Source organism: Novilysobacter longmucuonensis, assembly GCF_046600735.1.
GTDB lineage: Bacteria > Pseudomonadota > Gammaproteobacteria > Xanthomonadales > Xanthomonadaceae > Novilysobacter_A > Novilysobacter_A longmucuonensis.
Genome location: NZ_JBJMAW010000019.1, coordinates 21,490 through 45,126 on the forward strand (window position 1 = coordinate 21,490; position 23,637 = coordinate 45,126).

Consider the following 23,637-nt stretch of genomic DNA (forward strand, 5'->3'; position numbering starts at 1 on the left):
TGGCTCCGGCCAGTAGCAGGAAGCCCGGCTTTTGCCGGGCTTCTTCTTTTCCACGCCCCCGACTGCCGGGATCGCCGCGGACGCTCAGCCCGAGATCGCCAGCTTCTCCTGGTGGTAGCGGCGCACCGCGGCGAACCACAGGACCGCGGCCAGCCCGAAGCCGGCGGCGAGGTAGACCGCCCATACCGGCAAGTCGATAGCCTCGCCGCGGATCACCTTGAGCAGCAGCTGGTTCTGCGCGAGGAACGGCACGGTGAACTGCCACAGCTGGCTCTTGATCGGGTTCACCATCAGCACGAAGGTCGGCACCATCGGCAGCAGCATCAGCCAGGTCATGTGGCTCTGCGCCTCCTTCATGCTCTTGGCCGAGGCCGCCAGCAGGGTCAGCAATGCGGTGCCGATGAACAGCATCGGCACCAGGATCAGCAGCATCTTGCCGATTGCCAGGAAGCTGACGTCGAGCATTTCGCCGAGCCCCGGCGCCAGCTGCGCGCTGAGCTTGAACGCGAGCAGGGTCAGCAGCAGCGACAGCAGGCCAACCGAGCAGGCCGCGGCGATCTTGCCGCTGACGATCGAGCCGCGCGTGGCCGGGGTCGCCAGCAGCGGCTCCAGCGACTGGCGCTCGCGCTCGCCGGCGGTGGCATCGAGGATCAGGTACGCGCCGCCGAGGAACGAGGTCAGGATCAACAGGTACGGCAGGATGAAGGACAGCAGCATGCCGCGCTTGGCCTCGACGGTGGCGAGGTCGCGCGTGCCCAAGCTCACCGGGCGCGTCACCGCCGGGTCGATGCCGCGCGCCATCAGTCGCAGCATGCCGACCTGCTGGCCGTAACCTTCCAGTGCGGTGCGCACGCGCCTGACCGGGATCTCCGCATTGCGCCGGGTGCTGTCGTGCACCACCAGCACCGTTGCCGGGCGGCCGGCGTGCCAGTCGGCACCGAATTCCGGGTCGATCTCCAGCGCGACATCGACGTCCTGGGCGGCGATCGCCGAATCCAGCTCATCCGGCGGCGCGATCGCCTCGATGCCGTGGGTGGCCAGGAAGGCGACCAGGTTGGGCGCATGTTCAACGCCGACCACCGGCACCTCCAGCACCACATCGAGCTGGGTCTTGGCGCGGTTCTCGGCAAGCGCGCCCATGCCGAGCATCAACACCGGATACAGCAGCGGGCCCATCAGCAGCACCAGCGCCAGGGTGAGCCGGTCGCGCGAGATGTCGCGCAGCTCCTTGCGCATCACCGCCAGCATCGAGGAAACGATCGCGGTCCTCATGCGTGCAGGCCCTCCTCGGAACCGATCGCCTTGACGAAGGCGTCCTCCAGGTTTGCCTCGCCGAACTGCGCGCGCAGCTCCTCGGCGCTGCCGGCAGCCACCACCTGCCCCTTGGCGATGATGACGATCCGGTCACACAGCGCCGCGACCTCCTGCATGATGTGGCTGGAGAAGATCACGCAGCGGCCTTCGCCGCGCAGCTGCAGCAGGAAGGCGCGCATCGCGCGGGTGGTCATCACGTCCAGGCCGTTGGTCGGCTCGTCGAGGATCACGTTCTTCGGGTCGTGCACCAGTGCCCGGGCGATCGCGGTCTTGGTGCGCTGGCCTTGGGAGAACCCTTCGGTCTGCCGGTCGAGGATCTCGCCCATGTCCAGCGCATCCGACAAGGCCTTGGTGCGCTGCGCGATGGCCGATTTCGACATGCCGTGCAGCTCGCCGAAGTAGGCGATGTTCTCGCGCGCGGTCAGCCGCTTGTAGACGCCGCGCGCGTCCGGCAGCACGCCAAGCGCGCGCCGCACCGCGGCTGGATCGTGCGCGGCATCGATGCCATCGACCCGCACCGAGCCGCTGTCGGGCTTCATCAGCGTGTACAGCATGCGCAGCGTGGTGGTCTTGCCGGCGCCGTTGGGCCCGAGCAGGCCGGTGATGCGGCCATCGGGCGCTTCGAAATCGACCCCATCGACCGCCTTGACCATGCCGGTCTTGGTCTTGAACGCCTTGTGCAGGTGGTTGGCGATAATCATCGTGCGGTCAACCGAAAAATAGGGAGTGGTGAACAGGAAAGTGGGCGCTGCGAGACTCGGATGGCGCAGCAACCGGGTGGGCCACCCGACCGTCGCGAGCGACCTGTTTGCCGTTCACCATTCACCGTTGACCGCCTCAAGGCTCCCACCCGTTGAAGCTGGTGAACGGCGGCACGTAGCTCAGTGACTCCAGGCAGCCGTCATCGAGCGCGCCGGCGTCGGTCGATTCGATGAACTGGGCGAGCAGCTTGGGCACGCAGCCCAGCGTCATCGCGCCGTGGCCCTGGCCCCGCAGCACCAGGTGGCGGCCGTTGGGCAGGTCGGCGGCGACGCGCTCGCCGTAGCGCGGCGGCGTGACCGGGTCGAGTTCACCCGACAGCAGCAACACCGGCAACTCCGACTCGAACGGCGCATCGAAGCCGGCCGGGCGTTCGCCGGCCGGCCACACCGCGCACGGCGCAAAGAACATCCGCGCCAGCTCGGCGCCGAGCACGGTGCCGGCGGCATGTGCATCGGCCTGCAGGCGGTCGGCGTCCTCGGCGCACAGCACCGACCACTGCATGCCGCGGGTCATCTGATCGCTGACGTTCGCAGTGGCCATCCGGGTCAGCGCCATCAGGGGTGCATAGCGGCCCTGCGCGGCTTCGTCGATCACCAGCGGCAGCAGCGCGGCGGTCTGCGGCGCGTAGGAGAACACGAACGCCAGCGTGGTCAGGGTGTCGGCGGTGACGGTGTCGCGCCGGGCCTCGCCGGTGCCGGGATCGCGGTAGTCGACCTCGACCGGCGTCGTCTCCAGCGTGTCCATGACCTGGCGCAGCTGCGCGCGCAGGTCGGTCTCGAACCGCGCCCGGCACGCCGGCAACTGCTGGCACTGGGCCGACTGCAGCGCGAGCGCATCCTCGAAGGTGTGGGCGAACTCACCGCCGACCACCAGGTCGTTCGGCACCACGCCGTCGAGCACCACGGTGCGGGTGTGCTGCGGATATGTCGCCGCGTACTGCTGGGCGACGCGCGTGCCGTAGGACCCACCGACCAGGTTGACCTGCGCCACGCCGAGCGCGCTGCGCACCGCATCCAGATCGGCAACCGCGTCGGTGGTGGTGTAGTGCCGCGAATCGGCACGGCCCTGCAGCGATGCCGCGCACTGGCGCGCGTAGTCGGTCAGTGCCGTCAGGCTGGTCGGGTCGACCTCCTCCATCGGCAGCGGCTCGCCGGTGGCGTCGCGGCAATCCAGCGGGTTGGAGCCACCGGTGCCGCGCTGGTCGATCAGGATGATGTCGCGTTGCTTGCGTACTTCGCGCAGGGCCAGGTTGACCGTGGCCGCATGTTCGGTCGCGGCCTGCCCGGGCCCGCCGGCGAGGAAGAACACCGGATCACCGGTGTCCCCGCCCTGGGTACCGGCCGGCAGCCAGGCGATGTCGAGCGCGATCCGGCGGCCGTCCGGCTGCGCGCGATCCTCGGCGACTTCGAAACTGGCGCATTGCGCAGCGGTGCTCGGCCCGCCGCCGGCGCCGCTCAGCGAACAAGGTTCGAATGCAATTGCGCCGAACTGGCGGGTCCCGGACGCGGGCTCATCGGCGCTGCTGGCGGGCGTGCAGGCGGCCAGCAGCAAGACTGCCGCCAGCGCGCCAAGCGCGGAGGCTGGATGGGGTGTCGGGGTGCGCACGGATTCCCTTTCGTGTCCAAGATTGGATGCGGCAAGGATGACAGACCGGACTGCGGCAACCAATGTGGCAAGGGTCATGCGCGGCGGACGGATGCAGCGACATGTTGCCGCTGCGATCAGCGTCGTCGGTGAGCCGCGGCAAGTGTGCCGGGCGAGCTCGGCACTCCGGTTCGAACATTCCGGTGGATTGCCGCGTCGCTACTTGCTGCTGACGTATTTCTCGCGGCGGATCTGCTTGACCTCCAGGCCGCAGTCCTTGAGCGCCTCGAAGCAGGCGTCAACCATGTTGGGATTGCCGCACAGATAGGCGATGTCGCGTCCAGCGCTGGGCGTGAATTCAGCGAGGAACTGCTGCACGTAGCCATGACGTGTGTCCGGATGTGGGTCCTCGGGCAGCTCGCGCGAGAAGCACGGCACGAACCGGAAGTGCTCCGGATGCTTGTCGGCGAACGCGCGGAACTCCTCGCCGTACAGCAGCTCGGCCGGGGTGCGCGCGCCGAACAGCAGCACCACCTCTATGCCGCGCTCGGCGATCGCCGCTTCCAGTTGCGGCAGCATCGCGCGGTACGGGGTCACGCCGGTGCCGGTGCCGATCAGCAGGTAGCGCTGGTTGGCGTCGGCCGCGGCCAGGCAGAAGCGGCCGAACGGCCCGCTGGCATCGATGATGCCGCCGGCCTCCAGCCCCTCGAACAACGCGGTGGCCGCGCCGCCGGGCACGTAGCTGACCGCGATCTCGACCTCCTCGCCGGGCGCCATGGCGTGGTCGTGGATGGTCGCCAGCGAGTAGCTGCGCTTGGTCGCGGTGCCATCGGCGTAGTGGAAGTGCACCTGGATGAACTGGCCGGGGATGAAATCCAGCGGCTGGCCGTCGTCGCGCACGAACACGTAATGGCCGACGGCGGGCGCCAGCATGCGGCGCGAGACGAGCTTGAGGGGGAAGTGCTGGATAGCCAAGGATCGGGTCTGCCGGAGGGTTTGTCAGGGGCGGAGAAGGCCGCGAACCGGTCGTGGCGCTGCCGCCGACCTCGCGATCACAGTGCTGGAACGCAGCGTGGCCGGCGCGCGGCCGGAGCACTGCCACTGAGCCGCCTATACTACCGGGATTCGGCGCGCGGCTCCGCCCGCGGCCTTGCCCCCACATCGCACACCGATGGGCACACCCCTATGAAGCACACTGAAGCGACCCGGGTCGCTGCGCCGGCGTCGCCGGTGCCGGCCCTTTCCATCCAGGACCTGCGCAAGACCTACGACACCGGTACCGGCAAGGGCGGGATCGAGGCGCTCAAGGGCGTCTCGCTGGATGTCGCCCGCGGCGATTTCTTCGCCCTGCTCGGCCCCAATGGCGCCGGCAAGTCGACCCTGATCGGCATCGTCAGCTCGCTGGTCAACCTCAGCGCCGGCTCGGTCTCGATCTTCGGCACCGACCTGACCCGCGACCGCAGCGCGGCGATGCGGATGATCGGGCTGGTGCCGCAGGAACTGAACTTCAACATGTTCGAGAAGCCGCTCGACATCTTGGTCAACTACGCCGGCTTCTACGGCGTGCCGCGCGAGCAGGCCACCGTCCGCGCCGAGGAGGAACTCAAGCGCGCGCAGCTGTGGGACAAGGCGCAGATGATGAGCCGCACGCTGTCGGGCGGCATGAAGCGCCGGCTGATGATCGCCCGCGCGATGATGACCCGGCCGCAGCTGCTGATCCTCGACGAGCCGACCGCCGGGGTCGACATCGAGATCCGCCGCGGCATGTGGCAGACCCTGCGCGAGATCAACGCCGCCGGCACCACCATCATCCTGACCACGCACTACCTGGAGGAAGCCGAGCACCTGTGCCGCAACCTGGCGATCATCGACCGCGGCGCGATCGTCGCCGCCGGCACCATGCGCGCGCTGCTCGCCCGGCTCGACATCGAGGGCTTCGTGTTCGACATCGCCGGCCAGCTGCCGGCGAGCCTGCCGGCGATCGAGGGCACCTCGCTGATCGCTACCGACGACCACACCCTGGACATCGAGATGCCGCGCGCGATGGACCTCAACCGGGTGTTCGCCGCGCTCGGCGAAGCCGGCATCTGCGTGCGCTCGATGCGGACCAAGTCCAACCGCCTGGAGGAGCTGTTCGTGCGGCTGACCGGTGACGACGCCGCCGCGCAACGGGAGCAGGCCGCATGAACACCAGCACCGACATCACCGAGCCAAGCACCTCCCAGCGCAATCTCACCGCGCTCGGCACGATCATCCGCCGCGAGCTCATGCGCGTGCTGCGCATCTGGGGCCAGACCCTGGTGCCGCCGGCGATCACGATGACGCTGTACTTCCTGATCTTCGGCGGCCTGATCGGCTCGCGCATCGGGCAGATGGAGGGCATCGACTACATGGATTTCATCGTGCCCGGGCTGGTGATGATGAGCATCATCCAGAACAGCTACGGCAACATCAGCTCGTCGTTCTTCGGCGCCAAGTTCGGCCGCCACGTCGAGGAGCTGTTGGTCAGTCCGATGCCGAACTGGGTGATCCTGACCGGCTACGTCGTCGGCGCGGTGACCCGCGGCCTGGCAGTCGGGGTGATCGTGCTGCTGATCGCGTCGCTGTTCACCAACCTGCAGATCCGCCACCCGCTGATCATGCTCAGCACCGTGCTGCTGGGCGCGACCATCTTCGCCCTGGCCGGCTTCGTCAATGCGGTGTACGCCAAGAAGTTCGACGATATCGCGATCGTGCCGACCTTCATCCTGACCCCGCTGACCTACCTGGGCGGCGTGTTCTATTCGGTCACCCTGCTGCCCGGCTGGGCCGAGGCCGCCACCCACGCAAACCCGGTGTTCTACATGGTCAACGCGTTCCGCTACGGCCTGCTCGGTGTGTCCGACGTGCCGGTGTGGATCGCCTATGCACTGATGCTCGGGTTCGTCGTTGCGCTGGCGGCGCTGGGGCTGTGGTTGCTCAAGCGCGGGATCGGGCTGCGCAGCTGATTCGAGGGCGCCGCTTCTCCGCCGATGTTGTAGGAGCGGCTTCAGCCGCGATCGTGGAACCGGCGCCGGCGAACGAACATTCGATCGCGGCGGAAGCCGCTCCTACAGAGGCAGCGCGCGACGTCGGTGGTCAGGCGGTTTCGCTGGCAAGCTTCGCAGGCAGGTTGAAAAACGCGCGTGCGGTGGCGGCGCTGTTGGCGGCGGTGACGGCGACATCCTCGCCACGGTCGCGTGCGAGCTCCTGGACGATATGCGCCAGGTACATCGGTTCGTTGCGGCGGTGCGAGGGCGGCGGTTTGACCGTGCGTGGCAGCAGGTAGGGCGCATCGGTCTCGATCATCAGCCGGTTGGCGGGAATGCTCTTCACCAGCTCGCGCAGGTGCAGGCCGCGGCGTTCGTCGCACAGCCAACCGGTGATGCCGATGTGCCAGTCCTGGTCGAGGTAGTCGAACAGCTCCTCGCGGCTGCCGGTGAAGCAGTGCACCACCGCGGCGCCGAGCTGGCCGTCGAACTGGCGCATCATCGCCATGAAGTCGTCGTGCGCGTCACGCTGGTGCAGGAATAGTGGTTTTGCGGTGTCGACCGCGATCTGCAGCTGCAGTTCGAACGCGCGGCGCTGCGCCGGGCGCGGCGAGAAGTCGCGGAAGTAGTCCAATCCGCATTCGCCGACCGCGACCACCTCGGCGTGTTCGTGCAGCGCGCGCATCTGCGCGTCGCACTCGGCGGTGTATTCGCTGGCGTGGTGCGGATGCACCCCGGCGGTGGCGAACAGCTCGCCCGGGTGCTGCTGCGCAAGCTGCAACGCCAGCGGCGAATGTTCACGGCTGGCACCGGTGACCACCAGCTGCGCGATGCCGGCCTCGCGCGCACGCTGCAGCACCGCGTCGCGGTCGTGATCGAACGAGTCGTGGGTGAGATTGGCGCCGATGTCGATCAGTTGCATGCCGACATTCTAGGCGAGCACTTGTAGGAGCGGCTTCAGCCGCGATCGGCGCCGACGCGGGCCGACGATTGCGGTTCGCGGCTAAAGCCGCTCCTACAGCAACGCCTCGATCCGTATCCTTGCGCGGTGACCCGTCCCGCCTTCCCGATCGACGAACTGCTGCCGCGGATCCGCGACAGCCTGGCCGCGCATCCGCGGCTGGTGCTGGAAGCGCCGCCGGGCGCGGGCAAGACCACCCAGGTGCCGCCGGCGCTGCTCGATGCGGCGTGGCTGGGCGGGCGCAGGATCATCATGCTGGAACCGCGCCGTGTCGCCGCACGCGCGGCCGCGCAGTTCATGGCGCAGCAGCGCGGCGAGCAGGTCGGCGGCACCGTCGGCTACCGCATCCGCTTCGAGCACAAGGTCACGTCGGCGACCCGGATCGAGGTGGTCACCGAGGGCATCCTGACCCGGATGATCCAGGACGATCCGACCCTGGAAGGCGTCGGCGCGGTCGTGTTCGACGAGTTCCACGAGCGCCACCTGGCCGCCGATCTCGGGCTGGCGTTGGCACTCGACGTGCAGGCGGCCCTGCGCGAGGACCTGCGCATCGTGCTGATGTCGGCCACGCTCGATGGCGAGCGGCTGGCCGATTTCCTCGACGCGCCGCGGCTGAGCAGCGCCGGGCGCAGCCATCCGGTGGCAGTCGCACACTTTGCCGCACGTCGCGACGAGAAGCTCGAGCAGCAGGTGCGGCGCGCGGTCGAGCACGCGCTGGCTGAGCACCCCGGCGACGTGCTGGTGTTCCTGCCGGGGCAGCGCGAGATCGCGCGTACGCAGCAGACGCTGGCGCAGTTGAGCCCTCTCCCGGCGGGAGAGGGAGTTGAAATCCTGCCCATGCACGGCGAGCTCCCGGTCGAGCAGCAATCACGCGTGCTGCAACCCGGCCCCGAAGGCACGCGTCGCGTGGTACTGGCGACCAACGTCGCCGAATCCAGCGTGACCCTGCCCGGGGTACGCGTGGTGATCGATTCGGGACTCGCGCGCGAGCCGCGCTTCGATCCCAACAGCGGCTTCGCCCGGCTCGACGTGGTCACCATCGCGCAGGCCTCGGCCGACCAGCGCGCCGGCCGCGCCGGTCGCGTCGCCGAGGGTTTCGCCTACCGCTTGTGGCCGCAGTCGCAGCGGCTGGAGCCGCAGCGCCGGCCGGAGATCGCCCAGGTCGAACTGTCTGGGCTGGCGCTGGAGCTGGCTGCGTGGGGCGATGCCAACCTGCGCTTCGTCGACCCGCCGCCGCCGGGCGCACTGGCCGCCGCGCGCGACCTGCTGCGCCGGCTCGGCGCGCTCGATGGTGATGCGATCACCGCATCGGGCCGGCGCATGCTCGCACTCGGCACCCACCCGCGGCTGGCGGCGATGCTGCTGGCGCCGGGCGATGCCGACGAACGCGCGCTGGGCTGTGATCTCGCCGCGGTGATCGAGGCACGCGATCCTCTCCGCAGCGGCGGCGATGCGCTGGCCGCGCGCTGGCAGGCGCTGACCGCATTCCGCCAGGGGCGAGCGCCGCCGGAGGCCTCGCGTTCGGCGCTGGCCGCGCTCGACCAGGCGGCGCGCCAATGGCGGCGGCGCCTGCGCATCGATGCTGCGCCGCCGCTCGACCTGCCGGCGCATCGGTTGGGCGACCTGCTCGCGCATGCGTTTCCCGACCGGATCGCGCGTCAGCACCCCGGCGATCCGTACCGGTATCAGCTCGCCAACGGCCGCAGCGCGAAGTTGTCCGACGACAGCGCGTTGTATGGCGAGCCGTGGCTGGTGATCAGCGAGCTGCGCGACGCGTCGCGCGACCAGCGCCGTGATGCGCACGTGCTGCGCGGCGCGCCGGTCGACGAATCGCGCCTGCGCTGCGATTTCCCGCAGCGCTTCGTCAGCGAGGACCGGGTGATCTGGGACGCCGCCATCCGCGGCATCGCCGCGGTGCGCGAGCGCCGCTTCGACCGCATCGTGCTGGAGAGCAGACCGCTGGCGCGTCCGAGCGGCGGCGAACTCACCGCGCGCTACGCCGATGCGCTGGTCGACGCGGTGCGCCAGCTCGGCCTGGACGCATTGCCGTGGACCCAGGGCCTCTCGCAATGGCGCGCGCGGGTGCGCTGCCTGCGCCAGTGGGCGCCCGAACTCGCGGTGGAGCAAGCGGCGCTGCCGGAGCTGTCCGACGCGGCGCTGCTCGACACCCTGGAGCATTGGCTCAAACCCGCTTTCGCCGGGAAAAGCCGTCTCGACGCGTTGAGCGAAACCGAGCTGGGCGAGGCACTGAAGTCGGGCCTGCCGTGGCCGCTGCGGCAGCGGATCGACGCCCTCGCGCCGAGCCGGATCCAGGTGCCGTCCGGACTGGAGCGGCCCATCCAATACGATTTCGATGCCAGCGCGGACCAGCCGCGGGCGCCGGTGCTCGCGGTCAAGCTGCAGGAGCTGTTCGGCCTGGCCGATACTCCGCGGATCGCCGAGGGTCGGGTGCCGCTGATGCTCCACCTGCTGTCGCCGGCCGGCCGCCCGCTGCAGGTCACCCAGGATCTGCGCGGCTTCTGGGAACGCACCTACCCCGAGGTGAAGAGGGAGATGAAAGGCCGCTACCCCAGGCATCCCTGGCCCGAAGACCCCTGGACCGCCACCGCCACTCACCGGGCCAAGCCGCGTGGCACCTGAAGCGGCCTGCGCTCACGCGCCTTCAACGGCAGCCGGCCGACACTGATCGTCATTCCCCTGAAGGATTGCTGACGATGAACAAGTTCGATTCGCTGTCGGAGCGCGCGCTGGACCTGTCCGACCGCGCACTTGAGCTGGCCGGCAAGGTCGGCGACAACTTCCAGCAGGCGATGCCGAGCGCCGGTCAGTGGCTGCAGACCGGGGTCAAGCTGGGCGCACTGAAGTCCGGCGCACGGGTGGCGGCGAGCGTGGTGCGGCGCAACCCGGCGATCGTGATCGCCACCGCCGCCGGTGCCGGGCTGCTCTGGTATGCCGCGCGGCGCAAGGCCCGGCAGGCTGAAAACGGCTCGATCGAGGGCGAGTCGCAACGCGTCGACGCGCGGCGCGCCAACGGCGGCGCCGCACGAAGGAAGCCCGCCCGTAGCACGCGCACCACGTCGAAGGCGCCGAGCGCATCGGCCGAGTGAGGTAGGACTCCCTGGCGCCTCTGTAGGAGCGGCTTCAGCCGCGATCCGAAACCGGCACCTTCGAATGGAGCACGATCGCGGCTGAACCCGCTCCTACAGGCGAGCGTACAGGCGCGCGCGACCGGATCGACGGATCGACGCGCGTCTGCCTCAGCACTCCACGGTGGCTTCGGGCAACTCGATCACGAACCGTGCGCCGCCGTGCTTGCGCGCCTCGTACCACAGCTGGCCGCCGGCATCGTCGATGATCTGCTTGGCCAGCGACAGGCCCAGCCCGCTGGAGATGCCGTCGTCGCGGTGGTGCAGCCGGGTGAACGGCTTGAACAGCTCGCGCCGCAGGTTCGGGGCGATGCCCGGGCCGCGGTCGGCCACTACCAGCTGCCAATAGCCCGGCGCACCGGCGCGACCGGTGATCGACAGTGCGCTGCCGGGAGCGTACTTGATCGCGTTGGTGATCAGGTTCTCGCTGACCTGGCGCAGCACGCGCTCGTCGATCGCGACCTGCGCCTCCGCCGGCGGCCGCACCACCTCGACCGCGATCCCGCAGGCTTCCAACTGCATCTCGTAGCGCCGCAGCAGCCAGTGCAGCGTCGCATCCAGTCCGGCGCAGGCACGCTGATCGCGCTTGCCGGAGTCGGCCTGGCTTTCCAGGTAGTGGCGGATGTAGCCGAGCGCGTCGGTGGCGCTCTCGTGGATCATCTGCAGGTAGCGCGGCACGCGCTCGGGCTTGCAGCCGCCGTTGCGCAATACGTCGCTGGCGAACAGCACGCTGGTCAGCGGGTTCTTGAGATCGTGCGCGACCAGGTTGACCAGCTCCTCGCGCTCGCGCGCGACCCGCTCGAGGCGGTCGCGGGTCATCTTCAGTCCGATGTGCGCATTGACCCGGGCCAGCAGCTCCTCGGGCAGGAACGGTTTGGTGACGTAGTCGACCACTCCGGCATCGAAAGCGCGCAGCAGCAGCTCGCGATCCTGCGCGGCGGTCACGAACACCACCGGCACCCGCAGCGACGGGGTACCGGCGCGCATCGCCGCCAGCACCTCGAAGCCGTCCATGCCCGGCATCATCATGTCCAGCAGCACCAAATCGGGCTGCAGCTGCGCGAACTGGCTCAGCGCGTGCTCGCCGTGGTCGGCGGTGATCACCTCGTAACCCTGGCGCGTGAGCAGGTTGTCGACCACCCGCAGGTTGGCTGCCTGGTCGTCGACGACGAGGATGCGACCGGAACTTGCGGGTGTGGCCATTGCGCTGCATTTCCCTTGCCTACGGCCGCGGTCGTTGAAGACCGCCCCCTCGGCATCCTGAACAGGCGAAAAAGGTAGCAGAATCGTGTGCAGCGGAACCGGCCGCCACGCTCAAATAGCTGAATGATTCATTTAAAGCGGGTGACCTTGCTCATTCTGCCAACGCGTTTCCGGCCGCGTACCGGCAATGGCTGCGCCGGTTGCGGACCGCTGCGCCGCGCCTGCGCCCGCCCGAGTGCTTGCTTGCATCGATACGGCGAACGGCGAACGGCCCGGTCCTCCGCCCCGTGCAGGCGCCTCAGAGCTCGCGCCACTGGCCCGGCTGCAGTCGCTCCAGCCGATGCGGGCCGACCGCCACCCGTACCAGCCGCAGTGTCGGCAGCCCGACCGCCGCGGTCATGCGCCGCACCTGGCGGTTGCGGCCTTCGCTGATGGTCAATGCCAGCCACGCATCGGGTACGGTCTTGCGGAAGCGTACCGGCGGGTCACGCGGCCACAATGCCGGTGCCTCGATGTGCTCCACCTGCGCCGGTCGGGTCGGGCCGTCCTTGAGTACCGGCCCGCGCCGCAGCGCATCGAGCTGGCCGGCTTGCGGCGCGCCTTCGACCTGCACCCAGTAGCACTTGGGCTGCTTGTGGCGCGGGTCGGTCAGCCGGTGCGCGAGCGCGCCGTCGTCGGTCAGCAGCAACAGGCCCTCGCTGTCGAAATCCAGGCGGCCGGCGGGATAGACCTGCGGCGGCAGGCCGAACCCGGCCAGCGTCGGCCGCGCCTGCCCGGTATCGGTGAACTGGCACAGCACGCCGAACGGCTTGTTGAACGCAATCAGCATCCGGGCACGCGGCGGTTCTCGCGCCACACCCCGGCCGCGGCCAAGGCGTAGCAGGCGCCCATGCCGAGCGCGACCAGCAGGTTGCTGCGCCACGGCCACGCCCACTGCAACAGGGTTGCCACCAACACCGTCGCGACGCCGCGCCGGGTGACGCGCGCCAGGTCCAGGCGCGTCGCGACCAGGCGCGGATCGGAGGGCAGCCGCGAGGGCGCGGTGGACGCCATCGCGTGCGGCCGGTCAGCCGCGCGGTTTGACGAAGCGCAGGGTCATGCGGTCGCTCTCACCGATTGCTTGGTACCTGGCCGCATCGGCCGCCTCGTGCCGGTTGCCCGGCGGCAGCATCCACACGCCATCGGGGTGGTCTTTGGTGTCGCGAAGATTGGCGTTGATCTCGCTGCGCGCATCCAGGTTGAAGCCGGCCGCCTCGGCCAGTGCGATCACCTGGTCCTGGCCGACATAGCCGGACTGGTCGTCGGCCGCGACGTTGCCGGCGGCGCGGTGCTCGACCACGCCGAGCGTGCCGCCGGGCCTGAGCACGTCGAAGAAGCCCTCGAACATGCCCTCGGCCCGCCCGTTGCTGCGCCAGTTGTGCACGTTGCGGAAGGTCAGCACCACGTCGGCCGAACCGTCCGGCCCGAACACCGGCGCGGCCGGATCGAAGGCCACCACCTGCGCGCGGTCGTACTGCGCGGGGGCCGCGGCGAACTTCGCCTCCAGCCCGCTGCGGCTGCGCTGCTGGTAGTCGCGCCCGCCGCCTTCGGGCAGCGCCATCGGGTCGACCACCGCGGCGACGTACTGGCCGTCCTGGCGCAGGTACGGCGCCAGGATCTCGGCGTACCAGCCGCCGCCGGGGGTGATCTCGACCACGGTGTGGTCGGGGGCGACGCCGAAGAACCCGAGCGTCTCGCGCGGGTGCCGGTAGCCGTCGCGGGCGACGTTGTCGGGATCGCGCCAGGCGCCGGACACGGCGTCGGCCAGGCGTGCCTGGACTGCGGCCTCGCCGGTCACCGCGGTGTCGCTGTCGGGAGTGGCGGCGCAGGCGCCCAGGACGAGGGCTGCTGCGGCGAACATGGCGGTGTGAAGCATGGTATTGCGGAGCGTGGCAGTGCGGAGCATGGCGGTTCCTCTGATTGAAGGAGATCTGGCGGACAGGTCGCAGCCGATGGTAACGCCACGCTGCGCCGGTTCAGGACGTGGTCGCGCCCGACGGGGGAATGCACGGCACGCGGCTGCTCAGGACGCGCGTGCTCAGGACGCGCCGGCGCGGCGACGTCGCTTGGCACCGGGCTCGCCGGCGGCATAGTCGCGCGCCTGGCCATGCAGCCAGGTGCGCAGCGCCTGCAGCCCGGCGTGATCGGCCGAGCGTGGCGGATAGACCAGGTAGTGCGCGTAATCGGTCTGCAGGCGCGCGTCGGTCAGCACCACCAGCTGGCCGCTTTCGATCAGCAGGCGCACCCGGGTCAACTTGCCCAGCGCGACGCCGACTCCGGCCGCCGCCCCGCGGTGCAGCGCCTCGGAGTCGTCGAAGTAGGCGACGTAGCGCTGCGGTGGCTGACCGCCGTGGCGCGCGAACCACAGCTCCCAGAGATTGTGCGGATCGGGATCGCCGAGCAGCGGCCAGCGGTGCAGGTCGTCCGGTCCCGGCATCCCGCCCATGCGCGCGATCAGGGCCGGGCTGGCGATTGGTGCGACCCATTCGTCGAACAGGTGCTCGCTCTCCACCCCGGGCCAGTTGCCGCGCCCGATCCGCAGCGCGGCATCGACGCCGTGCGCGTGCTCGAAGTTGACCACCGCGGTGCTCGACTGCAGGTTGATTTCCAGCTGCGGGTGCGCGGCCAGAAAATCGCCCAGCCGCGGCACCAGCCAGGCCGAGGCCATCGAGGGGGTCACGCTGAGGGTCAGCACGTCATCGCGGCGCGGGCCGTACGGGCGCAGCGCCAATTCGAGCGCATCCAAATGCGGGGCGACCTTGGCCAGCAGGCGTTCGCCTTCGCCGGTCAGCCGCACCCCGCGCGGGCTGCGATCGAACAGCTGCCGGTCCAGGCGCTCCTCCAGCGTGCGGATCTGATGGCTCAGCGCGCTGACCGTGAGGTGCATCGACCCGGCCGCGCGGGTCAGGTTGCCGCTGCGTGCGGCGGCGGCGAAACCGAGCAGGGCGTGCAGCGGTAGGCGGCTCATCGTGCGCCTCTGGAGTTGAGAAAAATTCAAGGTGGTCTTGCAAAACAGTCGCTTTTGCAAGCCTGACGGCGGGTCTATCTTGCGACTCATTCAACGAGCCGTCCATTTCGGACGGTTCGCCACCTCCGGAGGAGCCATGAACATCTACAAAGAGCTGCTGTTCCTGCACGGCTACGTGACCAACCCGCGCGACCTCGCCGATGATCCCGCCGAAAACCACGGGGTGCGCACGAGCCCCGCCGCCGCCGTGCCGCTTGCAGTCGCTGCGTCGGTGGCAAGCGCGGCCGCGGCGAAACCCGCGGACGCCGCGCCGGTGCCGGCACGCCCGGCCGCGACGCTGGTCTTGCGCGCGCCGGTCGAGCGCCTGTTCGACGGGGCACTGCCGCTGATCGCGACCACCCGCCCGGTCTCACGGCTGGGCCTGGAGGAGGAGGAGGCCTACGGCCCGCGCTTCGGCAACCGCCTGGCCTCACGGCGCATCTTCGGCGGCGCGAGCAGCGCGCACGGCGGCGGCACCTTCGCTGCCGATTGCGCGCTCGGCGCCTGCGCCTGAGCCGCCAGGCATCGCAGGGCGGATCAAGACCCGCCGGGCGTAACGTCCGGTAACGGGTAACGGGTAACGGGTAACGGGTAACGGGTAACGGTAGCGGGTGCCGGTAGGCTGGGCTGGAAAGCCCAGCGCCGCCCGTTCGCGCGGCTCTTGGGCAACGCACCGGATGCAGCGCTGGGCATGTCAGCCCAGCCTACGGTGAGGCGCCGCGTCGTTCGGACGCCGGCCGCGGACTCAGTGCCCGGCCAGGGCCTCCAGCGCGGCATTGAGCGTGGCGCTCGGCCGCATCGCCCGCGCGAGCCGCGCAAAATCGGGACGGTAGTATCCGCCGATGTCGACCGGTTCGCCCTGCACGCTGTTGAGCTCCTCGACGATGGTCGTCTCGTTGTGCTCGAGCGCCCGGGCCAGCGCGGTGAAACGCTGTTTCAGGCCGGCATCCCGGTCCTGCGCGGCCAGCGCCTGGGCCCAGTACAGCGCCAGGTAGAAATGACTGCCGCGGTTGTCGAGCTCGCCGCACTTGCGCGAGGGCGACTTGTTGTTGTCCAGGAACGCGCCGTTGGCGGTGTCCAGCGCATCGGCCAGCACGCGCGCGGCGGGCAGGTCGAAACGCTCGGCCAGGTGCTCCAGCGACGCGGCCAGTGCCAGGAACTCGCCAAGCGAATCCCAGCGCAGGTGGTCCTCGGCGACGAACTGCTGCACGTGCTTGGGCGCCGAACCGCCGGCGCCGGTTTCGAACAGGCCGCCGCCGGCCATCAGCGGCACCACCGACAGCATCTTGGCGCTGGTGCCCAGCTCCATGATCGGGAACAGGTCGGTCAGGTAGTCGCGCAGCACGTTGCCGGTCACCGAGATCGTGTCCAGTCCGGCGCGGATGCGCTCCAGCGAGAAGCGGGTCGCCTCGACCGGCGACAGCGTGCGAATGTCGAGTCCGGCGAGGTCGTGGTCCTGCAGGTAGCGCTCGACCTTGGCGATCACCTGCGCATCGTGCGCGCGCTGCGGGTCGAGCCAGAACACCGCCGGGGTGCCGCTCAGGCGCGCGCGCGACACCGCCAGCTTGACCCAGTCGCGGATCGGCGCGTCCCTGGTCTGGCACATGCGCCAGATGTCGCCGGGCTCGACCGCATGCTCAAACACCACGTTGCCGGCCTCGTCGCGGACCTGCACCGTGCCGGCGGCGCGGATATGGAAGGTCTTGTCGTGGGATCCGTACTCCTCGGCCTTCTGTGCCATCAGCCCGACGTTGGGCACGCTGCCCATGGTGGCCGGGTCGAACGCGCCGTGCCTTTTGCAGTCCTCGATCACCGCCTGGTACACGCCAGCATAGCTGCGGTCGGGAATCACCGCCTTGGTGTCGTGCAGCTCGCCGTCGGCATTCCACATCTTGCCGGAGTCGCGGATCATCGCCGGCATCGAGGCGTCGACGATCACATCAGACGGCACGTGCAGGTTGGTGATGCCCTTGTCGGAGTTGACCATCGCCAGCGCCGGCCGCTGCGCGTACAGCGCGTCGATGTCGGCCTTGATCGCGGCCTGCTGATCGGCCGGCAGCGACCCGATCCGCGCGTACAGGTCGCCGATGCCGTGGCTCGCATCGAAGCCGACCTGCTGCAGCGCGGCGGCGTGCTTGTCCAGCACCGCGCGGTAGAACTCGCGCACCACCACACCGAAGATGATCGGGTCGGAGACCTTCATCATGGTCGCCTTCAGGTGCAGCGAGAACAGCACGCCCTGCTCGCGCGCGTCGTCGATCTGCGCATCGACGAACCGCGCCAGCGCGCGGGCACTCATGACCGCGGCATCGACGATCTCGCCGGCCTGGACCGGCGTTTGCTCCTTCAGCACGGTGCGGCTGCCGTCGCTGCCGACCAGCTCGATCTTCAGGCTGCCGGCGCGCTCGATCAGCGCGGACTGCTCGCTGCCGTAGAAGTCGCCACCGTCCATGTGCGCGACGTGCGACTGGCTGTCGCCGCTCCAGGCGCCCATGCGGTGCGGGTGGGTGCGGGCGTAGTGCTTGACCGAGGCCGGCGCGCGGCGATCGGAGTTGCCCTCGCGCAGCACCGGGTTCACTGCGCTGCCCTTGGTCCGCCCGTAGCGTGCCTTGATGTCGCGCTGACGCTCGTCGGCCGGCTCGTCCGGGTAGTCCGGCAAGGCGTAGCCCTGCTGCTGCAGCTCGCTGATCGCGGCCTTGAGCTGCGGGGTCGAGGCGCTGATGTTGGGCAGCTTGATGATGTTGGCTTCGGGCGTGGTGGCCAACTGGCCGAGCTCGCCCAGGTGGTCGCCGATCTTCTGCTCCTCGGTCAGGCACTCGGGGAACTGCGCGATGATCCGCGCCGCCAGCGAGATGTCGCGCGTCTCCACCGCGATCCCGGCCGCGCCGGTGAACGCCTCGATGATCGGCAGCAGCGACTGGGTCGCCAGCAACGGCGCTTCATCGGTCAGGGTGTAGATGATCTTCGGGGTGCTGTACATGGGGCGTGGCTCGCTTGCTGGTCGGGCGCAGGGCCGGCCATTGTCGCGTCTGGCGCCGGCGCGGGCAAAGCGTGTGCGCATGACCGCATGCGCAAGCGTCATGTGCGGGCGGCTGAAGCCGCTCCTACGGTGCGGGGTGCGCGCCGCTTACGTCCCGCAGCACTTCTTGTACTTCTTGCCGCTGCCGCAGGGGCACGGCGCGTTGCGCTCGGGGGTGTCGGCGCGGCGGATCGGCTCGCGCGGGGTTAGGGCCTCGATGCGATGATGGTGCAGGTCGGCCAGCATCCCGGGCAGGCCGGCGATGATCTCCAGGCGCTCCTGATAGCCGATCGGGGTGGCCGGCGCGGTCGGGTCCTCGGCCAGCACCTCGCCGCTGGCGAGCTGGTCCAGCAGCGAGAAGATCCCCTCGATCCAGTCGTTGTCGTCCAGCCACTGGTCCCAGGCGGCCTCGCGCAGCTCCACCGCCGAGAAGAACCCCAGCGCCCAGTCGCGGCCGACGTCGAGTTCGTCCTCCTGCTCGTGCTCGGGTGTCTGCTCGGGATCCTCGGGCAGCCACAGCAACGGGGCGAGGTGGTCGGGCAGGTCGTCATCGCCGTGGCGCACGCGCGCGCTGGCCATGTTGTGGTGGCCCTGCAGCAGGCTCACGATCCGCGCGCGTTCGCCCTCGTCGTCCCAGCGCGGCGGCTTGCCCCACACCGGCGGCTCCCATTCGGACATCGGCACTTCATCGGGCGATACCGCCAGCGCCGACAGGTAGCCATCGAGCGCCTCCAGGTTGAAGCCCTTGAACGGCACCGCGCGCTGGTCGAGCAGCTGCGCGAGGCCTTCGATCTGGTCGTCGTCTAGGTAGGCGGGGGCTGTCATCGCGGTCTGCCGGCGGAGTCGTGGAGGGGCATGGTAGTCCGCCGGGCGCGGCGTCGCTGGTTTCCGTAGGAGCGCCCCATGATTGTATGGAGCATGGGCGCGATTGCTTTTCGTCCGGACGAAGCAGAAGCATCGCGCCCATGGGGCGCTCCTACCGGGGCAGCGTGCCGGTTAGCGCACCGCATTGAGGAAATGCAGGTGCCGCTGGTAGTGGTCGAGCACGTCGTTGATCACGTGCTCGCGCCGCCAGCCCATGATGTCGTAGTCACGCCCGCCCTCGCGCAGGTGGACCTCGGCGCGGTAGTGCTTGAGCTGCTCGGCGCGTCGGGCGCCGGTGTCGCGCAGCACGAACGCGGGCGCCTCGTACGGACGGGGGCGCACCGAGTAGTAGAAGTCGACCTCCTCGCCGTGGCGCACCTCGAGCCAGGCGCGGCCATCCTCCGGAGCCTCCACGGCGACGTCGAGCCCGCCCTTGCGCATTTCCTCGGCCACCTCGGTCAGCGCCGGCAGCACGGTGTCGCGGATGTAGCCCAGTACCTCGGCCTGGCGCGGCTGGTGCAGCAGCGATGCGACCCGCCGCTGCAGGTCGAGTGCCGCGTGGGGACCGCGTGGCTCGACCCGCGCATCGCGCAGGCTCAGGCGCTTCAGGCCCTCGATCCGCAGCGCGCGCAGCAGCCCCCAGCAGATCACCACCATCACGATCGAGAACGGCAACGCGCTGGCGATCGAGGCGGTCTGCAGTGCACCCAGCCCGCCGGCCACCAGCAGCGCGGCCGCGACCACGCCCTCCAGCACCGACCAGAACACGCGTTGCCACAGCGGCGAGTCCTCCGCGGCGCCGGAGGTGAGCAGGTCGATCACCAGCGATCCCGAATCCGATGAGGTCACGAAGAACGTGATCACCAGGATCGTCGCCAGCAGCGAGGTGATGCCGGCCAGCGGCAGCTCCTCGAAAAACCGGAACAGCGCCACCGAGCTGTCGGCCTCGACCGCGTCGGCCAACCCGCCGATGCCCTGGATCAAGACCATGTGGATGGCCGTGTCACCAAAGAACGTCATCCACAGGAAGGTGAAGCCCAGCGGCACCAGCAGCACGCCGACCACGAACTCGCGGATGGTGCGCCCGCGCGAGACACGCGCGATGAACATGCCCACGAACGGCGACCAGGCGATCCACCAGCCCCAGTAGAACAGCGTCCAGCCGCCGATCCAGCCGGTCGGCTGGTAGGCGTAGAGATTAAACGTCATCGCGAACAGGTTCGACAGGTACATGCCGGTGTTCTGGACCAGCGTCTGCAGCAGGAACACGGTCGGCCCGGTGACCAGCACGAACAGCAGCAGGACCACCGCCAGCACCATGTTCAGCTCCGACACCCGGCGGATGCCACCGTCCAGCCCGAACGCCACCGACACCGTCGCCATCGCAGTGATCACCGCGATCAGGCCGATCTGCATGCCGATGCCGACCGGCAGGTCGAACAGGTAGTTGAGCCCCGAGTTGACCTGGATCACGCCGAGGCCGAGCGAGGTGGCGACGCCGAAGATCGTGCCGAGCACCGCGAAGGTATCGACCGCATGGCCGATCGGCCCGTAGATGCGCTCGCCGATCAGCGGATACAGCGCCGAGCGGATCAGCAGCGGCAGGCCATGGCGGAACGAGAAGTACGCCAGCGCCAGGCCCACCACCGCGTAGATCGCCCAGGCGTGCACGCCCCAGTGGAACATCGTGATGCGCATCGCCTGGCGCGCGGCAGCCACGGTCTCGGGGTCGCCGACCGGCGGCGAGGTGTAGTGCATCAGCGGCTCGGCGACTCCGAAATACATCAGGCCGATGCCCATGCCGGCCGAGAACAGCATCGCGAACCACGAGGTGTAGCTGTAATCGGGCTCGCTATGGTCCGAGCCGAGCTTAATCCGGCCGTAGCCGGACACCGCCAGCAGCACCACGAACACCAGGAAGCCCGCCACCGCGAGCACGTAGAACCAGCCGGCAGTCTCCACCACCCAACCCTGGATCGCGGCGGACCAGCGCTCCGATGCGTCCGGCCAGATCACCGCGATCAGCACGAACGCCAGCACCAGCACCACCGAGGTGTAGAACACCGGCGGGTTGATCCGGATGCGCGGCGGCTTGGCGGCTGGCTCGGTCATGGGATCTCCACTTGGTAGGACGCCCGAAGCGCTCGGCTCGGAAGCAAACGCATCAGGCGCATCTCATCAGAAGTAAAAGCCGACGTTGATGTTAAGACGCGAATGCCAGCGGTCGCGCTCCGGCGCATCCAGGCCAATGCCGGGGCCGCCGACGAACCACATGTTGCGCCCGGTGATCCAGTCGACGTAGGTGAACATCACGCCCTTGGCGAAGCTGCAGCCGGTGACGTTCTGCACCGAGTCGGCTTGCCCCGGACCGCTTGCGCGCGTGGTGCTGTAGTCGTTGTAGCAGGTGATCGCATCGAACCAGCCGGCCGGCTCGAAGGTCCAGGCGGCGTTGGCGGTCAGTACGTCGGCGCGGGCGGCGATCTCGAACGGGAACAGGAACGCGGTCAGCGCGATGCGCGCGCCGGGCACGTCATAGTCGTAGCGCGCCCACTGCGCCTCCAGCTCCAGCGGCCCGCGCACCGCTTCCAGGTGCAGCGCGCCGGCATGGTGATCGAAGCGCCGCCCGTCGGGGCGGCGCTCGACCTCGCCCAGCGAGAGCGAGCCGCCGAGCCTCCAGGTCCACGTATCCGACTCGATCGTGCGCTCGATCCGCCCGACCAGCCGCTCGCGCTCGCGGAACGGGTGCTGCAGCGTGGTCGCGACATCGAACGAGTAGCGCCCGTCCTCGCGGCCGGTGCCGTACTCGTCGCTGGCGAACAGCGCGACATCGCCACGCCAGGCCTCCGACTCATGGGTCCAGGCGACGCCGAGGTCGTAGTCGTCCTCGATCCCGAGGTAGTAGCCCGAGCCGAACCAGAAACTGTGCGAGGCGTACGGCAGCAAGCCGAACGGCGCCTGCAGCACGCCGACGCGGACTTGCTGGTCCGGCGTCGGCGCGATCCCGACCCAGGCGTGGTGGACCGCGGAAAAACCGTCGTACCAGCGGTACTGCGCCGAGCAGATGAAACGGCCGCGCGCGCACTGCAGGTCGACCCGCACCAGTTCAAGGTCGGACTTGGACGGGTCGATCGGATCGTAATCCTTCCAGCCATGGTTGAGCCGGACCGCGCCACCCAGGTCAAAGCCCGTGTCCTGCGCCCGGACGCGGCCGGACGGGGCCGTGAGCAGGGCGGCTCCGACCAGCAACGCCACGACCGAAGCGAGCGGAATGCGCATGCGAGGCCTGTTGTTGTCCGCGATATGGGCCGCGCGCAGGTAGCGATGCCACGGCCGGGCTCACGCTAGCGGCGGCTCCGTCGCCGAGGCGTGAGCGGAGAGGCTGCGGACGATCCAGGGGTTGCGCCAAAAAAAGGGCGCGACCGATGTCGCGCCCAGCTTGGCCCGCCCGAGGGCGGAGAGAGATGTTGGCAGGTCGCCGGTTGTGGCCTGTTTTCTGGCATCACCTGGGTGGTGCCGGACCCGGCCGCAGACACTGCGGACTGCGGGGTCAACATGGCACGGAACTTGTTAAGCGAAGATCGCCCCAGTGTGAACGCGACCCCAACATTCGGCCCTGGGCATCACTGCCGCTGGTCGCGACGCGGCTGCGGCCGCGCCCAGCCCGGCGTCGCCCGCCACGGATTGATGTCCAGACCGCCGCGGCGGGTGTAGCGCGCTTCCACCGACAGCGCCGCCGGCCGCGCCCGTGCGAGCAGGTCGGTGAAGATGCGCTCGACACACTGCTCGTGGAACTCGCAGTGGTCGCGGAACGAGACCAGGTAGCGCAGCAGACCGGCGCGATCCAGCCGCGGGCCGCGGTAGCCGATCACCACGCGGGCCCAGTCCGGCTGGCCGGTGACCGGGCAGTTCGACTTCAGCAGCGCGCTGCCCAGGGTCTCCTCCACTACCTGGTCGCTGTCGGCCTGGAGGAACTCGGCGCGCGGCGGGCCGTAGTGATCGATGCGGACATCGAGCCCGTCGATCGCATCGTTGAGCTGGTGCGGGTCCAGACGCGGCAGCCCGGAGCTGACCGCGACCGCGGCCCCGGCCGCGCGCGACAGATCGGCGCCGATGCGCGCCAGCACCTCGTCATCGCTGTCGAAGCGGGTCGCATTGAACGAGTTGAGATACAGCTTGAGCGACTTGGACTCGACCAGGTGGGGCGAGTCGGCCGGCACCTCGAAGCTGGCCGTGCCGACCCGCGGCTTGCCGCGTGCATCCAGCCAGCCCAGTTCATAGGCATGCCAGCGGTCGACCCCAACGAATGGCAACGCCGCCTCGTCAAGGCCGATCTCGCGGCGGCCGAGGGTGCGCGCAATCGGAAACAGTAGCGAGGGGTCGTACTCGCGCGGGTAGTCGACGGCGCGGCCGAGCGGCAGATCGGTGGAAGTCATCCCCCATTATCGCGCGCACCGCGCGGCGTGTGCTGCGCCGCAGGGCGCGGATCCTGACGAGTTCACCCGTCGGATCCCCGGATGCCAAACCATTTGCCGTTGCCGTTGCCGTTGCCGTTGCCGTTGCCGTTGCCGTTGCCGTTGCCGTGTCGTTACTGTTGCTGTTGATGTGAACGCCAATAAAGCCGCCTTGCCCCTCCACAGACCCCGAAGGGGCGGCGCACATGGATGTGCGCCGTTTTCCGACCGAGCCATGGATGGCGAGTCGGAAAATCCCCGCGCTGCTCCACGCCCGCA

The 23,637-nt window shown here is 69.5% G+C and carries 20 protein-coding genes; 5 read left to right on the forward strand and 15 right to left on the reverse strand.

Going from position 1 to position 23,637, the window contains the following annotated elements:
• Positions 1–84: 84 nt before the first annotated feature.
• The 4 genes from ACJQWM_RS13255 to ACJQWM_RS13270 all read right to left on the reverse strand — a co-directional run bounded on the left by ACJQWM_RS13255 (position 85) and on the right by ACJQWM_RS13270 (position 4,635).
• A complete protein-coding gene (locus ACJQWM_RS13255; RefSeq protein ID WP_332706646.1) occupies positions 85–1,272 on the reverse strand; it encodes an ABC transporter permease in 1,188 nt (395 codons plus the stop codon).
• Positions 1,269–2,015: an ABC transporter ATP-binding protein gene (locus ACJQWM_RS13260; protein ID WP_332706643.1), complete on the reverse strand. Its 747-nt coding sequence runs from the start codon at positions 2,013–2,015 to the stop codon at positions 1,269–1,271. The genes ACJQWM_RS13255 and ACJQWM_RS13260 overlap by 4 nt, the downstream gene beginning before the upstream one ends.
• A gap of 136 nt (positions 2,016–2,151) precedes the next feature.
• Positions 2,152–3,759: an alpha/beta hydrolase gene (locus tag ACJQWM_RS13265; RefSeq protein WP_332706640.1), complete on the reverse strand. Its 1,608-nt coding sequence runs from the start codon at positions 3,757–3,759 to the stop codon at positions 2,152–2,154.
• A 120-nt stretch (positions 3,760–3,879) separates the two neighbouring features.
• Positions 3,880–4,635, reverse strand: a complete 756-nt coding sequence (locus ACJQWM_RS13270) for a ferredoxin--NADP reductase (protein ID WP_332706637.1) — start codon at positions 4,633–4,635, stop codon at positions 3,880–3,882.
• A 210-nt stretch (positions 4,636–4,845) separates the two neighbouring features.
• Between ACJQWM_RS13270 and ACJQWM_RS13275 the strand changes: the two genes are divergently transcribed.
• Together ACJQWM_RS13275 and ACJQWM_RS13280 are read left to right on the forward strand one after the other, a co-directional pair.
• The gene (locus ACJQWM_RS13275; RefSeq protein WP_332706634.1) at positions 4,846–5,847 is read left to right on the forward strand and encodes an ABC transporter ATP-binding protein; all 1,002 of its coding nucleotides are present in this window, start codon (positions 4,846–4,848) and stop codon (positions 5,845–5,847) included.
• Positions 5,844–6,647, forward strand: coding sequence for an ABC transporter permease (locus tag ACJQWM_RS13280; RefSeq protein ID WP_332706631.1), 804 nt, complete (start codon positions 5,844–5,846; stop codon positions 6,645–6,647). The genes ACJQWM_RS13275 and ACJQWM_RS13280 overlap by 4 nt, the downstream gene beginning before the upstream one ends.
• Before the next feature lie 130 nt (positions 6,648–6,777).
• Here ACJQWM_RS13280 and ACJQWM_RS13285 read toward each other — a convergent pair whose 3' ends face one another.
• Positions 6,778–7,590, reverse strand: coding sequence for a TatD family hydrolase (locus tag ACJQWM_RS13285; RefSeq protein WP_332706629.1), 813 nt, complete (start codon positions 7,588–7,590; stop codon positions 6,778–6,780).
• 126 nt (positions 7,591–7,716) lie between these two features.
• Between ACJQWM_RS13285 and hrpB the strand changes: the two genes are divergently transcribed.
• Positions 7,717–10,269, forward strand: coding sequence for an ATP-dependent helicase HrpB (hrpB, locus tag ACJQWM_RS13290; protein ID WP_411306891.1), 2,553 nt, complete (start codon positions 7,717–7,719; stop codon positions 10,267–10,269).
• Positions 10,270–10,343: 74 nt separating this feature from the next.
• Entirely contained in the window at positions 10,344–10,736 is a 393-nt protein-coding gene (locus ACJQWM_RS13295) for a hypothetical protein (RefSeq protein WP_332706625.1), read from the forward strand.
• A 150-nt stretch (positions 10,737–10,886) separates the two neighbouring features.
• Here ACJQWM_RS13295 and ACJQWM_RS13300 read toward each other — a convergent pair whose 3' ends face one another.
• The 5 genes from ACJQWM_RS13300 to ACJQWM_RS13320 all read right to left on the reverse strand — a co-directional run bounded on the left by ACJQWM_RS13300 (position 10,887) and on the right by ACJQWM_RS13320 (position 14,985).
• Positions 10,887–11,978, reverse strand: coding sequence for a hybrid sensor histidine kinase/response regulator (locus tag ACJQWM_RS13300; protein ID WP_332706623.1), 1,092 nt, complete (start codon positions 11,976–11,978; stop codon positions 10,887–10,889).
• A 298-nt stretch (positions 11,979–12,276) separates the two neighbouring features.
• The gene (locus ACJQWM_RS13305) at positions 12,277–12,807 is read right to left on the reverse strand and encodes a pseudouridine synthase (protein WP_332706621.1); all 531 of its coding nucleotides are present in this window, start codon (positions 12,805–12,807) and stop codon (positions 12,277–12,279) included.
• Positions 12,801–13,031, reverse strand: coding sequence for a hypothetical protein (locus ACJQWM_RS13310; protein WP_332706619.1), 231 nt, complete (start codon positions 13,029–13,031; stop codon positions 12,801–12,803). The genes ACJQWM_RS13305 and ACJQWM_RS13310 overlap by 7 nt, the downstream gene beginning before the upstream one ends.
• Before the next feature lie 13 nt (positions 13,032–13,044).
• The gene (locus ACJQWM_RS13315; RefSeq protein WP_411306892.1) at positions 13,045–13,893 is read right to left on the reverse strand and encodes a class I SAM-dependent methyltransferase; all 849 of its coding nucleotides are present in this window, start codon (positions 13,891–13,893) and stop codon (positions 13,045–13,047) included.
• A 162-nt stretch (positions 13,894–14,055) separates the two neighbouring features.
• Complete coding sequence (locus ACJQWM_RS13320; protein ID WP_332706615.1) at positions 14,056–14,985, reverse strand: LysR substrate-binding domain-containing protein; 930 nt, start codon at positions 14,983–14,985, stop codon at positions 14,056–14,058.
• A gap of 136 nt (positions 14,986–15,121) precedes the next feature.
• Between ACJQWM_RS13320 and ACJQWM_RS13325 the strand changes: the two genes are divergently transcribed.
• Entirely contained in the window at positions 15,122–15,538 is a 417-nt protein-coding gene (locus ACJQWM_RS13325) for a hypothetical protein (protein WP_332706612.1), read from the forward strand.
• A 231-nt stretch (positions 15,539–15,769) separates the two neighbouring features.
• Here ACJQWM_RS13325 and ACJQWM_RS13330 read toward each other — a convergent pair whose 3' ends face one another.
• The 5 genes from ACJQWM_RS13330 to queF form a co-directional block, all read right to left on the reverse strand.
• Entirely contained in the window at positions 15,770–18,004 is a 2,235-nt protein-coding gene (locus tag ACJQWM_RS13330; protein ID WP_332706609.1) for an NADP-dependent isocitrate dehydrogenase, read from the reverse strand.
• A gap of 147 nt (positions 18,005–18,151) precedes the next feature.
• Positions 18,152–18,868: a UPF0149 family protein gene (locus tag ACJQWM_RS13335; RefSeq protein WP_332706606.1), complete on the reverse strand. Its 717-nt coding sequence runs from the start codon at positions 18,866–18,868 to the stop codon at positions 18,152–18,154.
• Between the two features lie 171 nt (positions 18,869–19,039).
• A complete protein-coding gene (locus tag ACJQWM_RS13340) occupies positions 19,040–21,019 on the reverse strand; it encodes a BCCT family transporter (protein WP_332706603.1) in 1,980 nt (659 codons plus the stop codon).
• A gap of 66 nt (positions 21,020–21,085) precedes the next feature.
• The gene (locus ACJQWM_RS13345) at positions 21,086–22,183 is read right to left on the reverse strand and encodes a putative porin (protein WP_332706600.1); all 1,098 of its coding nucleotides are present in this window, start codon (positions 22,181–22,183) and stop codon (positions 21,086–21,088) included.
• Positions 22,184–22,527: 344 nt separating this feature from the next.
• Complete coding sequence (queF, locus tag ACJQWM_RS13350) at positions 22,528–23,340, reverse strand: NADPH-dependent 7-cyano-7-deazaguanine reductase QueF (RefSeq protein WP_332706597.1); 813 nt, start codon at positions 23,338–23,340, stop codon at positions 22,528–22,530.
• Between the last annotated feature and the right edge of the window lie 297 nt (positions 23,341–23,637).

Bases quoted from the DNA above. Each gene is read 5' to 3' on its own strand.
- ACJQWM_RS13255 (WP_332706646.1), bottom strand. From the start codon at position 1,272: ATGAGGACCGCGATCGTTTCCTCGATGCTGGCGGTGATGCGCAAGGAG.
- ACJQWM_RS13260 (WP_332706643.1), bottom strand. From the start codon at position 2,015: ATGATTATCGCCAACCACCTGCACAAGGCGTTCAAGACCAAGACCGGC.
- ACJQWM_RS13265 (WP_332706640.1), bottom strand. From the start codon at position 3,759: ATGACCCTTGCCACATTGGTTGCCGCAGTCCGGTCTGTCATCCTTGCC.
- ACJQWM_RS13275 (WP_332706634.1), top strand. From the start codon at position 4,846: ATGAAGCACACTGAAGCGACCCGGGTCGCTGCGCCGGCGTCGCCGGTG.
- ACJQWM_RS13280 (WP_332706631.1), top strand. From the start codon at position 5,844: ATGAACACCAGCACCGACATCACCGAGCCAAGCACCTCCCAGCGCAAT.
- ACJQWM_RS13285 (WP_332706629.1), bottom strand. From the start codon at position 7,590: ATGCAACTGATCGACATCGGCGCCAATCTCACCCACGACTCGTTCGAT.
- ACJQWM_RS13295 (WP_332706625.1), top strand. From the start codon at position 10,344: ATGAACAAGTTCGATTCGCTGTCGGAGCGCGCGCTGGACCTGTCCGAC.
- ACJQWM_RS13300 (WP_332706623.1), bottom strand. From the start codon at position 11,978: ATGGCCACACCCGCAAGTTCCGGTCGCATCCTCGTCGTCGACGACCAG.
- ACJQWM_RS13305 (WP_332706621.1), bottom strand. From the start codon at position 12,807: ATGCTGATTGCGTTCAACAAGCCGTTCGGCGTGCTGTGCCAGTTCACC.
- ACJQWM_RS13310 (WP_332706619.1), bottom strand. From the start codon at position 13,031: ATGGCGTCCACCGCGCCCTCGCGGCTGCCCTCCGATCCGCGCCTGGTC.
- ACJQWM_RS13315 (WP_411306892.1), bottom strand. From the start codon at position 13,893: ATGCTTCACACCGCCATGTTCGCCGCAGCAGCCCTCGTCCTGGGCGCC.
- ACJQWM_RS13320 (WP_332706615.1), bottom strand. From the start codon at position 14,985: ATGAGCCGCCTACCGCTGCACGCCCTGCTCGGTTTCGCCGCCGCCGCA.
- ACJQWM_RS13325 (WP_332706612.1), top strand. From the start codon at position 15,122: ATGAACATCTACAAAGAGCTGCTGTTCCTGCACGGCTACGTGACCAAC.
- ACJQWM_RS13330 (WP_332706609.1), bottom strand. From the start codon at position 18,004: ATGTACAGCACCCCGAAGATCATCTACACCCTGACCGATGAAGCGCCG.
- ACJQWM_RS13335 (WP_332706606.1), bottom strand. From the start codon at position 18,868: ATGACAGCCCCCGCCTACCTAGACGACGACCAGATCGAAGGCCTCGCG.
- ACJQWM_RS13340 (WP_332706603.1), bottom strand. From the start codon at position 21,019: ATGACCGAGCCAGCCGCCAAGCCGCCGCGCATCCGGATCAACCCGCCG.
- ACJQWM_RS13345 (WP_332706600.1), bottom strand. From the start codon at position 22,183: ATGCGCATTCCGCTCGCTTCGGTCGTGGCGTTGCTGGTCGGAGCCGCC.
- queF (WP_332706597.1), bottom strand. From the start codon at position 23,340: ATGACTTCCACCGATCTGCCGCTCGGCCGCGCCGTCGACTACCCGCGC.